2 protein-coding genes are annotated in these 1,261 nt (G+C 34.6%); both read right to left on the bottom strand.

What is annotated here, in order from left to right; all coding sequences use genetic code 11:
• The coding region (locus AC106S_RS24080; protein WP_482442527.1) for a hypothetical protein at nt 1–211 on the bottom strand (211 nt) is incomplete at its 3' end.
• The coding region (locus tag AC106S_RS24075; protein ID WP_482442526.1) for an RHS repeat-associated core domain-containing protein at nt 195–1,261 on the bottom strand (1,067 nt) is incomplete at its 5' end. The genes AC106S_RS24075 and AC106S_RS24080, both read right to left, overlap by 17 nt.

Below are 1,261 nucleotides of genomic sequence, written 5' to 3'. Positions count from 1 at the left end.
CGCCGCTAAATATGATTAAAATATCTTTATCTGTTTTTTGATATTCTTTAGGAACCTCTTCAAAATACATCTTTTCTGCATCCTTTTCATAATTTGTTTTTTCGATTCTGTCATTATAATAAAATTCAGCCGTAACACTTTTACAGTTATAAGCAGAGAATACTACAATATTTAAAAATATTATTATGAGTAATTTATTTAGTAGTTTCATCTTTATTAGTTTTGGTTAGTTCATCTTTATTAATTCTAGTTTGTGATGCTTCTATAACCTTCTTCATCTTCTCTACCTGCTGAGGTAAAAGATCTGTTCCTGAATTATTTTTCATAGATTTTTCTGAATTACCATCAGAATTCTGTAAATTATTTCTGTTTTCAGGAGTATTAGATACGCTTGGATCTTCCCATATATGCTCAAGACCTAATCCATGTGCTATTTCATGAGCTGTTACTTTTACAGTTCCATCTGAAGTAACGGTTTGAGTTACAGGATCACCTACTCTCGCTTCACCAAGAACTTTTTCTATTTCTACATTACCATTTTTATCAATTGTTACTTTCTTTGACTGATACGGTTTTGTCATATCAAGACCGAAAGTAGCTTTAGGGTTATTAATCATATTGATTTGTAGACCAGAGTTTTGAGATAATATTTTCGAGACTGCATTCAAATGTTCTTTAACTTGCTGTGGTGTAGTACCGCTCTTAGGAGTCACATTTACATGATAATCAACAGTCATCTTATCTTTAGTATTATTAAATATTACAGGCTCTAGTCCTTCCAGTTCCACTGCATCAATAACTCTGTTTCCACTAAATGCATAAGGAGTCCAAGTATGATACTGCTCTGTTAAAGGATCAATATTGAAAAATCTACCAACATCGGGCATATAGTTTCTCCACTTAAATGAGTAAAAACCAGTTTCCTGCAACTCTTGTCCTTGATACTTATAATTAAAATAACTGCCCAACTGTCCTCTTGAGATCCCTTCAATATGGTTCAATCCAAAAGGATAATAATTGTTGACATCTGTTATTTCAATTGCGCCTTCGCTGTTTCTGGCATAACTCACCCTGGCATTGCCCAGGTGATCTCTGTACTGGTAAATATAGCGATTTTCTTCAAAACTGTAAAATCCTTCTGAGGTCGGTACAAAATCCAGTTTCCATTCCGGGGTTCCGGTTCCGGGAAACACCATTGTTTTATAGGCCTGTTCTTCATAAGCAGACTCTGTACGGCAGGTCAGGCATGTCCCTCCTTCAT

The organism is Chryseobacterium sp. FR054, assembly GCF_056844565.1.
This window is presented reverse-complemented; position numbering and strand designations above follow the sequence as displayed.